The organism is Flavobacterium potami, from assembly GCF_020026915.1.
GTDB classification, from domain to species: Bacteria; Bacteroidota; Bacteroidia; order Flavobacteriales; family Flavobacteriaceae; genus Flavobacterium; species Flavobacterium potami.
Genome location: NZ_JAINUY010000009.1, coordinates 119,763 through 132,797, shown reverse-complemented (window position 1 = coordinate 132,797; position 13,035 = coordinate 119,763). Strand labels below are relative to the sequence as shown.

At 35.7% G+C, this 13,035-nt stretch carries 6 protein-coding genes; all 6 read left to right on the top strand.

What is annotated here, in order from left to right; all coding sequences use genetic code 11:
• Nucleotides 1–120: 120 nt before the first annotated feature.
• The 6 genes from K6T82_RS22230 (at nucleotide 121) to K6T82_RS22205 (ending at nucleotide 13,012) form a co-directional block, all read left to right on the top strand.
• On the top strand, nucleotides 121–3,261 hold the full coding sequence (locus K6T82_RS22230; protein WP_223710840.1) for a SusC/RagA family TonB-linked outer membrane protein: 3,141 nt from the start codon (nucleotides 121–123) through the stop codon (nucleotides 3,259–3,261).
• A 17-nt stretch (nucleotides 3,262–3,278) separates the two neighbouring features.
• A complete protein-coding gene (locus K6T82_RS22225) occupies nucleotides 3,279–5,171 on the top strand; it encodes a RagB/SusD family nutrient uptake outer membrane protein (RefSeq protein WP_223710837.1) in 1,893 nt (630 codons plus the stop codon).
• A gap of 16 nt (nucleotides 5,172–5,187) precedes the next feature.
• On the top strand, nucleotides 5,188–6,351 hold the full coding sequence (locus K6T82_RS22220) for a SusE domain-containing protein (protein WP_223710835.1): 1,164 nt from the start codon (nucleotides 5,188–5,190) through the stop codon (nucleotides 6,349–6,351).
• 143 nt (nucleotides 6,352–6,494) lie between these two features.
• Nucleotides 6,495–8,621 (top strand): RICIN domain-containing protein, encoded by a 2,127-nt coding sequence (locus K6T82_RS22215; protein ID WP_223710832.1) that lies wholly within the window; start codon nucleotides 6,495–6,497, stop codon nucleotides 8,619–8,621.
• Between the two features lie 98 nt (nucleotides 8,622–8,719).
• Nucleotides 8,720–11,968 carry a TIM-barrel domain-containing protein gene (locus K6T82_RS22210; RefSeq protein WP_223710830.1) on the top strand — a complete coding sequence of 1,083 codons (3,249 nt, stop codon included), beginning with the start codon at nucleotides 8,720–8,722 and terminating at the stop codon, nucleotides 11,966–11,968.
• A 408-nt stretch (nucleotides 11,969–12,376) separates the two neighbouring features.
• Nucleotides 12,377–13,012: an SGNH/GDSL hydrolase family protein gene (locus K6T82_RS22205; RefSeq protein ID WP_223710828.1), complete on the top strand. Its 636-nt coding sequence runs from the start codon at nucleotides 12,377–12,379 to the stop codon at nucleotides 13,010–13,012.
• Nucleotides 13,013–13,035: the final 23 nt, after the last annotated feature.

Sequence of the window (13,035 nt, the reverse complement as noted above, 5' to 3'; positions counted from 1 at the left end):
AGTAATACAATTCATACCCCACGTGATTTTTGTATTGCGATTGAAATACTAAAGTGAATTATTAAAAGAAGCTTTTTTATTTAAAACTAACTAATAACCAAACCAAAAAAGTAAACCAAAATGAAAATTAAAACGACGTGGAAAATGTCATCCAGTCATTTGGGCTTATTTACGTGGAGTAAATTAAAGCTTAATGAAATTGGATTGATTTGCTTATTTTTTCTAATGCTCTGTGCAGGCACCGTTCACGCCCAAACAGGCAATACTAAAGATCCTCTAAAAATAACAGGAACTGTTGTCGATTCAAAAGGACTCTCTCTGCCCAGTGCTACCGTAATTGAGAAGGGAACAAAGAATGCTGTCTCAACAGACTTCGATGGAAGTTTTACTATTACAGTATCTTCTTCACAAGCAATACTTGTCTTTAAGTACATCGGGATGAAGGAGGTCGAAATGCCTGTCAATAACTCAAAAAAAATGGAAGTAACCCTGCAAGATGAAACCAGCGATCTTCAGGCCGTTGTAGTAATCGGTTACGGAACTCAGAAAAAAGCTTCGGTTGTGGGCGCAATTGCAACTATAAAACCTTCCCTTTTGCAAGTAGGAACTGCCCGTACTTTAGGAAATAATTTGGCAGGACAAGTAACCGGTATTATGGCGGTGCAAAGATCTGGAGAACCGGGTTACGACCAATCAGATATTAAGATTCGTGGAATTTCCACTTTCAAAGGAGGAACAAATCCGCTTGTATTGGTAGACGGAATCGAAAGAAACCTAAACGATCTTGATCCTTCAGAAATTGAATCTTTCTCTGTCTTAAAAGATGCGGCCGCAAGTGCTGTTTATGGAGTAAGAGGAGCAAACGGTGTAATTTTGATCAATACTAAAAGGGGTTTTGTGGGAACTCCAACTATTCAGATCAGAACTGAATATTCTATTCAGGAACCTACAAAATTGCCTGAGTTTATCAAGGCTGCTCCCTACATGACTTTGTTAAATCAGTTAGCAGCAGAACAGGGAAGACCGCAATTGTATTCAGATGATCGTATTTCGAAAACAGCCAGTAACTATGATCCTGATTTGTATCCAGATGTAAACTGGATAGACGCAATAACGAAGAATTATGCTTTTACTTCAAGATCGAATTTGAATGTTGCCGGAGGGTCAGAAATTTTGAGATATGCCTTGACCGCTTCTTATTATAGTGAAAATGGTATTATGGCTGCAGATCCTAATCAGACCTATGATTCTGAAACGAGATTGAATAGAGCAAATGTTCGTACGAATGTAGATGTAAACGTATCCAAAACGACTTTGTTGAGAGTAAATATTGGCGGATTTCTACAAAACATAAACAAAGCAAATACAAGCACAGATTATTTATTTGGTACTGCATTCGAAACTACTCCTTTTGTACATCCTGCAATTTATTCAGACGGTAAAATTCCGAGAGTATTTGCACGCGAAAACCCTTGGGCGGTTGGTACACAACAAGGGTATTATAAACAAGGCGGAAGTAAGATTGAAAGTTTGGTTTCATTAGAACAAGATCTGAAAGGGCTTACTCCGGGATTAAAAGCCAAATTTACTTACTCATTTGATTCGTATTCAGAAAACAGAATTGTTCGTGGTAAGTCGCCTGATTATTATAATGTGGCAACGCAAAGAGATTTAGATGGAAGCTTGATTCACGGAACTGTTCAAGCTTATGGCCAGGAATATTTAGGTTACAAAACAGAATCTGCATTTGGAAACAGACGTATTTATCTGGAGGCAAATACAACGTATAATCGTGCTTTTGGAAAACATGATTTAAGTGGTCTTTTATTGTACAATCAGGACAGTTATAATGATGGAACAGCACCTCAGGCTTTTAAGCATCAAGGTTTGGCAGGAAGAACATCTTATACATTTGACAGAAAATATGTTGGAGAATTTAACTTTGGTTACAACGGATCTGAAAATTTTGCAAAAGGAAACCGTTACGGATTTTTCCCTTCTGTCGCAATGGGGTGGATTGCATCTGAAGAAAAATTTATGGAACCGTATAAAGATGTTTTCAATAAACTGAAAATCCGTGGTTCTTATGGATTAGTAGGAAATGATAATATTGGAGGTAACAGAAGGTTTGCTTACCTGACTACAATTAGTGATAATAACAATTCAGATTACTGGTTCGGTACAGGGCAGGGAGTAAAATTTGAAGGTATTGAAGAAGGTCAGATTGGAGTAAGCAATCTAACATGGGAAAAAGTAGCCAAAGCAGATATTGGTATCGAATTAGGATTATTCAATATGATGGATTTGACTGTGGATATTTTCCAAGAAAAGAGAAAAGACATTTTTGTAGAAAGAAATACGGTTCCAACGCAAGCAGGATTTATCAATGCACCTTGGGCCAACTTCGGAAAAATGGAAAACAAAGGTCTTGAAGTAGGATTCAATTTCAACAAGCAAATTACGGCAGATTTCTTTATGAGTTGGCGTTTCAATTTTACTTACGTAGAAAACAAAGTTACAGAAAGAGACGAAGCCGATGCTGTAAAAGGAACTTATCGTTCGGGAACAGGCATTCAGAATAATACCTTATGGGGTTATGTCGCAAAAGGATTATACACAGATGAAGATTTTAGTGCACCAGGTGTTCTTGTGCCAGGATTGCCAGTGCCTACATTTGGAACTTCTCTAAGACCTGGAGATATTAAATACGAAGATAGAAACGGCGACGGAATCATCAGTGGTTTAGATGAAGGTTTTATTGGTGGAACAACAGATCCTCAAATTGTATATGGTTTTGGAAGTAATTTAAAATACAAACAATTCGATTTTAGTTTTTTCTTCCAAGGAATTGGAAAATCAGAAAGAATAATTGGTGGTTCTAATTTCATCCCGGGAAGCGGAACAGGAACTTTAGGAAATATATATTCTAATTATGAAGACCGTTGGACAGAAGAAAACCCGAGTCAGGATGTGTTTTGGCCTAGATTGAGTTACGGACCAAATGCGAACAATGCCGTTGCTTCTACGTGGTGGAAAAAAGACATGAGTTTTGGACGTCTAAAAACAATGGAAATTGGGTATTCACTAACAAAAGCCATGGCAGAAAGATTGTATTTGCAAGGTTTGAGAATTTACATCAGCGGAAATAATCTATGGTATGTTTCAAATTTCAAGCTTTGGGATCCTGAATTGGATACTGCGAATGGGTTGAAATATCCATCAACTAAATCAGTCCTTTTTGGATTATCAATCGGACTATAATTTAAAAATCTATCAAAATGAAAAATATATACATTAGAACAATTTTCCTTTTTCTGGGATTAGTATTAGCGTCATCGTGTTCTGATTATCTGGATAAAGAAAGTGATACAGAACTTACTCTAGATGGTGTTTTTGAAAGCAAAACCAAAACCGAAAATTGGCTCGCTGGATGTTACTCCAGAATACCAGATCCAACTTGGGGATATACTCGGAGTTTGGGTTGGGAAATTTTTGGTGATGATATGACTCCTTCAGAAAGATGGCGTCAATACGACTGGCAGGTCATTCCTTTTATTTTAGGCGATTGGTCAGTTGGTTCGCAATGGAGTCCCGGTTATTGGAACAGTCTTCCACAAAGGATAAGAGAGTGTAATCTTTTAATTAAGAACGTTAAGCCTTTACCAAGTCAAAATTTAAATGAAGACGAAGTTCGTTTAATGATAGCCGAATGTCGTTTTCTAAAAGCATATTATTATTCTTTATTACTTAATACATACGGACCAATTCCTTTTAGTCCGGATGAAATTACACCCGTAAATTACAATCTTTCAGACTTGCAGGTTGGTCAGACTCCATATGATGAAATTGTAACTTGGATTGATAAAGAATTGAGAGAGGTAGAAACAATTCTGCCAGCTTCTTATTCTGATGGAAGAAAGTTTGGACGCGCCACTTCTATTATGTGTAAAGCGGTTAGGGCAAGAATGTTGCTTTTTGCTGCTAGTCCGTTAGTAAATGGAAATTCAGATTATGCAGGTCATGTCACAAAAGACGGCAAGGCTTTATTTAATAATTCTTATGATGCCAACAAATGGAGGATTGCTGCAGATGCCAGTAAAGATTTGATTTTAAGTGCAGAAGCTGCAGGACATAAATTATATACAGAAATGAATGCAGCTGGAAAAATTGATCCGTTTTTATCTTGTCAAAATTTGCATCTTATTGAAGCCAGTAAAGGAAATACAGAAGTTTTATTCGCTCGTGTTAATGTAGAATCGGGAGAATATGATAGACATACAGCGCCGGGCGGAGCTGGTGGTGCAGGAGGATACGGTGTAACGCAATCTTTGGTAGACGCATTTTTTACAGCAAACGGACTTCCGATCAGTGATCCAAATTCAGGTTATATCGAAGGAGGTTTCTCTGTTAATGACGGATATTGGACTAATGGCTTAACGAAATTTAATGAAGTGAAAAGTCCTGGATTGGTAACCATGGCAGGAACTTACAATATGTATTGCAATCGTGAACCGAGATTTTATTTAGCGGTGAACTTTAATAATGCTTGGTATACTGATGGTGACAATGCAGGAAAAGATAAAGGAAGAAAACTAGAGTTTTTTAACGGCGCAAAAGACAACAACAATACACATGATGCACCTCAGAATGGTTATTTAGCGAGAAAAAGAACAGATCCGACTAGAAACCCGACTATTAATTATTTTGCCCCTCGTCACGGAATTTTATATCGTTTGGGAGAAGCGTATCTAAATTATGCAGAAGCATTAAACGAAACAGATCCTTCAAATCCTGAAATCTTGATTTATTTGAACAGAATTAGAGAAAGAGCTGGTGTAAGGACTTATACATTTGGAGGAACAGACGCTCAAAACATTCATGTTGATAATGATCAGGAAAGTTTAAGAAAAGTAATCCGAATGGAAAGACGTGTTGAATTGTGTACAGAAGGAATTCGCTACCACGATTTGAGAAGATGGAAATTGGCAGAAACAGTTCTAAATGGTCCTTTTTATGGAATGAATTTCAACGGAAAAAATGCGACTGATTTTTACAAAAGAACGGCGTATCAAACTAGAGTGTATAGAAAATCTTTTTATTGGTTTCCGATCTATCTGGCAGAAATTGAGAAAAATCCAAATTTAGTCCAAGCACCTTTTTGGGATAAATAACTAAAAATTAGAACAAATGAAAAATATAAAAAATAGTATCTTATTTCTAATAATGACTTTGGTTTTTGTCTCTTGTACAGACAATGGGCTAGAGAATGAGGGTTGGCTTAAAGAACCTAATTTTCCTAATCCAATGACATTAACGCTTTCTAGCAAAGAAGTAATTTTGACGAAAGAAAATGAAGCAGAAAACGCGATTACTTTTACATGGACAAAAGGAAATGACAGAGGAGCAGGAACAACCCTGACCTATTTTTTCCGTATGGATATTGTAGGGAATAATTTTGGCGAAGGAGCTGCTCCCGGAACCAGTACTACCATTACAGAAGAATTGCCAGAAGGTGTTTTTACCAAATCGTACACAGTCGCTCAGTTAAATTCACTGTTATTGAAAAACTTCAAACGTCCTGGTGGAGTTATAACAAATCTTGAAGTTCAGATTATTGCACAGGTAAATAATAGTAAGCAATACCAATTACCAGAGGTTTCTACTTCTAGTTTTGCTGTCACCAGTTACAGTCCAGGACCATTACCATTATTTATGGTTGGAGATGGTATCAGTGGCGGTTGGGATTACAGTAATGGAAAAAGTTTGCCAGAAAAAACAGAAAGAACGATTTATAATTTCGTGGGAGATTTTTCAATTGGCTCATTCAAAGTTATTGAAAAAGCAGGAAGCGAATTACCTTCTTACGATCCAATTGCAGGTAATAAAATTGTTTATAACGAAACAACTCCAAGAAATGATGATAACGTCTTTAAAGTGGCTGAATCAGGGCGCCACTCCTTCTATTTAGATATCGATCAGGGAATTTATGCTTTTGGTTACGTTCCTTATGAAAATGTTTATATGGTTGGAAACGCTATAACAGGAATTGGCTGGGATATCGGAAAGGCAAGACCAATGAACTGGGATCCAAAAAATCCTGAAGTGTTTACTTATAAAGGACAATTTGATGCAGGAGAATTCAAACTTCCTTTGGAATTAGGAAACTGGAACGGAAAAAACCTGATGCCTCCATCTAACGGAACAGTTATAAAGGGAGAAGCAAGTGATAACACTACAATGTTATTAATGCCAAACGGTCAGCCAGATAATAAATGGATTATTGAAACAGCAGGACAATACGAACTTACAGTTAATCCGGCAAAAATGACAATCGTTATTAAAAAGCTATAACTATTTAAAAAAGAAGACAAGACTTTTCAATACTAAGTATTGGAAAGTTTTGGTCTCTTTATAGATCTTCTTTAAAAGATTGGTTTTAGTTTTTATGAAAAGAGAAAATAAAGTTTTTAGAATGTTTTATAAAAAGAAAAGTTATGATACAATTTAAAATAAATAGTTTCTGTTTTACTGATCAAGTAAGACTGTATTTTACCTTATTTGTAATGTTTATTGGTTTCGCTAACCCAATACAAGCACAAACTAGTGGAAATCCATTATTCACAGGAGCCGATCCTGAAATTCATTATTTTAATAACAAATATTATATTTATACAACTGCAATTTACGGCACACAGTTTCATGCCTATTCGTCTACAAATTTGGTCAATTGGATTGATGAAGGATTAATCTTCGATCTTTTTCCGGATAGTCCGTGGTCTCAGTATAACGGTTGGGCACCTGCAGTTGTCTTTCGTAATAACAAATATTATTTCTATTATACGGCGGAAACTAAAATTGGTGTTGCTGTAGGAAATACACCAATAGGCCCTTTTACAGACATAGGCGCACCACTTATCGCAACAGATCCTTACACCGATGATATTATAGATGCTAATGTTTTTGTTGATGACGATGGACAAGCTTACATTTATTACGGAGGATCTGGCAAAAGCAGAATGGTGGTTCGTAAACTAAATGCCGATATGGTTTCTTTGGCGACCGGTCCTACAGATATTACACCGCAAAATTATACCGAGGGGCCTTATATGGTAAAACGAAAAGGAATTTACTATATGATGTATTCCAATGGTGCTTGGTATAATGATACTTACAACGTACAATATTCAACTTCTAATTCACCTATGGGACCTTGGACCTACAGAGGCAAAATCTTGAGTTCTAATGCGGAGGATAAAGGTCCAGGGCATCATGGTGTATTGAAAATGGGAGATTGCGATGAATATTACATCATTTACCATCGCTACGAAAACGGTACTTCTGGTGACAGAAAAATTGCTATTGACCGTATGTATTTCAATTCGAATGATTTGATTGAACCCGTAAACATGACCAATTATGGTGTTCCGGCGAGGGTTCCCAATTCATCTTGTCCAACGCAAAGCATTGTTTCAGGCGGAATTTATAAGTTAACCCACAAAGGTACAACGCAATGTCTGGATGTTTTCAATAATGGAAGTCAGTCCGGAACAAACGTTCAGCAAAGTTTAGACAACGGAAGCGATGCACAACGTTGGATTGTTACACTCGAAGCGGATGGTTTTTATAAATTAACACACAAAGGAACCAATCAATGTTTGGATGTTGCTCAAAATAGCAATGTTCAAGGAGCCAATGTACAACAGGCAACAGACAATAATAGTGATGCACAACGTTGGAAAATCGAATTAATGTCTGATGGTTATTGCAAATTGACACACAAAGGAACAACTCAGGTTTTAGATGTCGATAATAACAGTAGTCAGTCTGGTGCAAATGTTCAACAATGGGCAGATTTAGGTACCGATGCCCAAAGATGGAAAATGGAGCTTATTGAAGTGCCAATTGTTTCTGGAGGTATTTACAGACTAAAACACAAAGGAACCAATCAAAGTTTAGATGTAAAGGATGCAAGCACACAACAAGGGGCAAATGTACAGCAATACACAAGCAATGAAACTGATGCGCAACGATGGATTATTACCAAAGAATCGGATGGTTTTTATAAATTAACACACAGAGGAACAACTCAGGTTTTGGATGTTGATAATAACAGTAGTCAGCCCGGAGCAAACGTACAGCAGTGGACTGATTTGGGGACAGATGCACAACGTTGGAAAATAGAATTGATGAGTGATGGTTATTTTAAATTGACACATAAGAACACAAATTTATGTTTAGATGTTGTAAATAATCTCGCAGAACCTGGAACAAATGTACATCAATGGACAGATAATGGTAACGATGCACAACGTTGGAAATTAGATTTGATAAAGCTTTCCACCACTTTGAGTACAGCCAAAATTTCGGAATCTAAATTAGAGATTCAAAACGAAACAGCAAGTGGAATAAGCATTTATCCAAATCCAGTAAAAAATACACTTTTCTTTAGTTCAGACTGCAAAGAGAGCCAAGTTGGTATTTTTAGTCAAACCGGAAGTTTAGTGCTAAAACAGTTGATAAGAGATAATAGTTTGGACGTTTCAAGTTTACCAACAGGAATGTATTTGGCTGTCTTGGAAAAAGATGGTACAAAAGTGACCAGACAATTTATTAAAAAATAAAACAGAATAAATAATAAATATTTCAAATTATACTGTAAAAGTGATAGTTTTATATAGTAATTTAAAGTATTTGTTTAAGATTAATTTTAAAATAAAATATGAAAACAAAACAATTTTTAGTTGCAATTTTTAGTCTTGCGTCGACAGTTTTGGTTGCTCAGGAATATAAGCCTGAAGCCAATCCCAAAGCAATTGTAGTATCTGGAAATGCCCGATTTACGGTACTGTCGCCACGTGTAATTCGTATGGAATGGAGTTCAGATGGTAAATTTACAGACAATGCCTCACTTACTTTTGTGAACAGAAATCTTCCCGTTCCGTCTTTTACGAAAAAAGAGAGTAAAGGCGAACTTCAAATTGTAACTGATGTTGTAAAATTGAAATACAAAATAGGTTCAGGAAGTTTTACAGATAAAAACTTAAGTGTCGATTTTATTGTAAATGGAAAACCAACAACATGGAAGCCAGGACTAGCAAATAATAAAAATTTACTAGGAACAACACGTACTTTAGACGGAGTTGACGGTCTGGCAAAAGAATTAGAAAAAGGAATCATTTCTCGTGATGGTTGGTATTTGGTAGATGACAGCGAACGCCCACTTTTTGATCATTCAGAATGGCCGTGGGTAATGGCTCGTCCTGGAGATAAACCTCAGGATTTATATCTTTTTGCGTATGATTCTGATTATAAAACGGCCCTTAAAGATTACACCGATATTGCAGGTAAAATTGCAATGCCGCCACGTTTTGCTTTTGGTGCGTGGTGGTCGAGATACAGAGAATATTCAGATACAGAATTCAGAGATCTTGTGGGTGAGTTTAAAATGCACGATGTCCCGCTGGATGTATTTGTAATTGATATGGATTGGCACGTAAAATCATTACCAGAATTCTTTAAAAATGGACAAAGACAAAGAGATCAAGCTGGGGAAGATTCGGGTTGGACTGGTTTTACATGGAATAAAAATTTGTTTCCATCTCCTGAAAAGTTTTTAAAATGGACAGACGAACAGCATCTTAAAACGTGTCTGAATCTTCATCCTGCTTCTGGAATTCAACCTTTTGAAGAGGTTTATCCAGAAATGGCAAAAGCAATGGGAATTGATCCGTCTACTAAAAAATATGTTCCTTTTGATATTACAGATAAAAAATTCGCCGAAAATTATCTGAATCTCGTATTACGCCCAATAGAAAAAATGGGTGTTGATTTCTGGTGGTTAGACTGGCAGCAATGGGGTAACACTAAAATTCCAGGAGTTAATCCGACGATTTATTTGAATTATGTGCATTATAGTGATATGGAACGCCAAAATAAAGCGCGTCCATTAATATTTCATCGTTGGGGTGGATTAGGAAATCACAGATATCAAATTGGATTTTCTGGTGACACACATGTTTCTTGGGAATCATTAAATTATCAGCCTTATTTCACTTCAACAGCTGCTAACGTTGGTTTTGGGTATTGGAGTCATGATATTGGAGGGCATCAAGGAGATGCTGGAACTCCAGAACTATACACGAGATGGATTCAATGGGGAGTTTTTAGTCCAATTTTCAGAACGCATGCAACGGCGGCACCGCAGCATGAAAGACGTATTTGGGCTTATCCGCTTGATAATTTCTTGATTATGAGAGAAGCCTATCAAATGCGTTATGCTTTAGTTCCGTATTTATACAATGAAGCTCGTAATACATACGAAACGGGAGTTTCTACTGTTCACCCAATGTACTACGATTATCCAAAACAGGAAAACGCGTATGCAATTCCAAATCAATATATGTTTGGTCGAGATATGATTGTAAATCCGATTACAAAACCAATTGAAAAAGGAAATGTCTTTTTGCAGCAAGAAACTTGGCTACCGGAAGGCAAATGGTACGAATGCAGTACAGGAAGTATCATAAACGGCGGTAAAAAAGTAACAATGCCTTTTACTTTAGCTGACATTCCTGTTTTTGTAAAAGAAGGTGCTATTATTCCGATGCAGGAAAAAGTAGAAAGAACAGATGAAAAAGCTTTAAATCCGTTGATTCTTGCTTTTTATCCAGGTAAAAAAGGCTCCTTGAAATTGTATGAAGATGAAGGAAATAACAATAATTTCAAGAAAAATGCTTTCACGTTTACAACTGTAACTTCAGAACAAACGGGAAATAAAACGAATATTGTAATTGCACCAGTTGAGGGTTCTTTTCCAGGAATGCTAACTTCAAGAGGGTACGAACTTCGTTTTCCTGCTTCATTCCCCCCAACTTCTGTCTCGGTAAACGGAAAAAATATTCTGCATAGCGAAGAGGCAAAAGTAGGAAGCTGGTCGTACAAAGGAGACGAATTCGAAACAAGAATTTATCTACCGGAAGCTCCAACAAACTCTAAAGTTACCGTTGAGGTACAATTTCCTGATTACGATCAACAATTGCTTTCAGGTAAAAAAGGACAAATTAAATACATGAAGAGTTTTGAGGCATTTCGTTTGTTAAATGATTGGAATGACGGATTATACAGTCCGTTTGAAATCATGTCGCTTTCTCAATTTGGACAAAATATAGAATATAATATCAACGATATTAAAAAAGAGATTGACGGATTTTCGAATCGTTGGAATAGCGCTTTATTGACTATTCAAGGAGTAAGTGAAAACAATAAAGTCTACAAACCGTATTACGAATTGCTTAAAATCTACGGCAAAATTGCAGAAAGACCTGAATTTAGAGCAGAATCAGCAGAATTACAATCAGATACAAAAGCAAAAGTGGAGTTCATTTCAAAGGGAAGTGATAAAATATATTACACTACAGACGGTTCAGTTCCGACACGAAATTCACAGCTTTATACCAAAGCTTTTGAAGTTACAGTTCCAGCTCGTGTCAATGCGATTGCTGTTCCTGCAGGTGAAGGTTCAACTAGTTCGGTTGTTTCAAAGATATTCTACAATAAGAAAACAGGTTTAAATTATACGCTATACAAAGGGAAATGGAGCAAAATTCCGGATTTCAGTAAATTGACGCCAATCGATAAAGGTTACGCACCAGATTTTGATTTAAACAAAATTAAGCATGACAGTAATAATTATGGTTTAGTGTACAATGGATTTATAAATATTCCTGAAGATGGAAAATATACTTTTTATATCGCTTCAGACGATGGAAGTAAACTTTATATCGATAATAAGTTATTAATCGACAATGACGGATTGCATGGTTTTGATGAAAAAAAATCGGAGATAAATTTAAAGAAAGGATTACTGCCAATTCGTTTAGAATATTTTCAAGAAAGTTATGGTGAAGGACTTTCTGTTGAATTTTCGTCGGAGAAAATCGCTAAAACTAGTTTGTTTCCTTCGATCTAATTTCAGTTTTTTTCACAAGTGGTTAAAAGGATGGGCATTTTGCTCATCCTTTTTTTGTTTAAATGATTTCTTCAAAAAAGAATAAAGGAGATTGTATCACATCTAGTAATTAACTGCTGATTCTAACAAATTTCAATAAACTTTAAAAAAAAGTATACTTTATTTGGTATACTAAAACGTTTTAGTATATTTGTCATTCTTTCTATCTCTTTTGAATAAATCAAATTAATTTAAATACATAATTATTAATCAAAAAAATAATAACTAAATATTTAATGACATTCGGATTTAATTAAGATAAAACGAAATAATTAGTAAATGATAAATTTCGACCAAAATAAGCTCTAACCACACATGAAAACCAAAACTTTACTTTATTACTTTTTGCTGTTTTTTTTTACTTTAAATATGACATACGGTCAAGATTGGCCAAATCTGAATCGCTATAAAGAAGAAAATGCTAAACTTCCCATTTTAAATTCTAAAGATCACAGTCGTGTGGTTTTTATGGGAAATTCTATAACCGAAGGCTGGAAAAATAAAAGACCTGATTTTTTCAATTCAAAAAATTATATCAATAGAGGAATTAGCGGACAAACAACACCACAAATGTTATTGCGTTTCAGGCAAGATGTAATTGCTTTAAAACCAGCTGTTGTTGTCATTCTTGCTGGAATTAATGATATAGCAGAAAATACTGGACCATATTCTATAGAAGCGACTTCAGGAAATATATTTTCGATGTGTGAATTGGCAAAACAACATGGTATAAAAGTCATTGTTTGTTCTATTTTGCCTGCTTCAGAATTTCAGTGGAAAAAAGGGATGGAGCCAGCTCCCAAGGTTGTAGCATTAAACAAAATCATTAAATCGTATGCAGAACAAAATAAACTTCTTTATGTAGATTATTATTCGGCAATGGTTAATGAAGAAATGGGTTTAAAGACAGAATTATGCACAGATGGTGTTCATCCTAACGAAGCAGGATATGCTGTGATGGAGCCAATTTTAGAAAAAGCAATTTTAAAAATGCTTAAAAAATAATGTACAGGTAAATAGTATTGTTT